3 protein-coding genes are annotated in these 812 nt (G+C 37.2%); all 3 read right to left on the reverse strand.

What is annotated here, in order from left to right; translation table 11 throughout:
• Positions 1 to 269, reverse strand: a 269-nt coding sequence (locus BAMA_RS23250) for a major tail protein (RefSeq protein WP_034644415.1), incomplete at its 3' end; no start/stop codon positions are given.
• A 14-nt stretch (positions 270 to 283) separates the two neighbouring features.
• Complete coding sequence (gp17, locus tag BAMA_RS23255; RefSeq protein WP_034644417.1) at positions 284 to 652, reverse strand: tail completion protein gp17; 369 nt, start codon at positions 650 to 652, stop codon at positions 284 to 286.
• Positions 649 to 812, reverse strand: a 164-nt coding sequence (locus BAMA_RS25495; RefSeq protein WP_338022324.1) for an HK97-gp10 family putative phage morphogenesis protein, incomplete at its 5' end; no start/stop codon positions are given. The genes BAMA_RS25495 and gp17, both read right to left, overlap by 4 nt.

Consider the following 812-nt stretch of genomic DNA (forward strand, 5'->3'; position numbering starts at 1 on the left):
CCATTCTCCTCTGTTTGACCAAAGATTTTCTTTTGCATAGGTAACGGAAGGTCTACTACCTCAATTTCCACATCAATATCACCCATACTATTTAGTACAGCATAAGGACCGTTATCAGCAAAAATTGTTTCCGACTCTGTTTTTGGATCTACCTTTACACTAACACCACCCGGTAGATGATCGGGTTTCTCGTATGTTACTCCTGCTACTGTATCTGCTGTTAATTCAGAAAGATGGAACATATCTAACCCATAAAGTAATTTACTCATAATTCGTATTCCTCCTAATTAAACGTTTTTATATATCTCATAGACTTATGAAAAACTTGGTTATCTTCCTCGTATAAATCAATAGAACTGTATCGAGAATAACCAAGTTCTTTCATCACTTCGTCTACTTCTTTTGCAATCGGTGTTTCTTTTGAAACGCTCGATGTATCCGTGAAAACACTAAGTTGAAAACGCACCTCGGATGAAATTGCTACATTATCAGCAAACTCATCGTCAGAGTTATTGATTTCGGTATAAACTACACGAGGATAAGCATTAACATCCTTCGCTCTTCGGTTATGAAAACCGCCTGTACATAAAGTAACTAAGTGGGTATTTGCTTTTAAACCAGTCAACAACTCACCTTTTGCATCAAAACTCATTTATCCAACACATCCATATACTCTTTTTCCATTGCTTGTATTGCTTCAATCTCTCCTTCATCTCCACCTTTTTCAATGAATGGATACGGAGGCATCTTACTTGTCCCGTTTTCAAGAAAATGAGCACGCCAAGCAACTTTACCATTTGGACCAACTTCAA

Origin of the sequence: Bacillus manliponensis, assembly GCF_000712595.1 — a bacterium.
Lineage (GTDB): Bacteria > Bacillota > Bacilli > Bacillales > Bacillaceae_G > Bacillus_A > Bacillus_A manliponensis.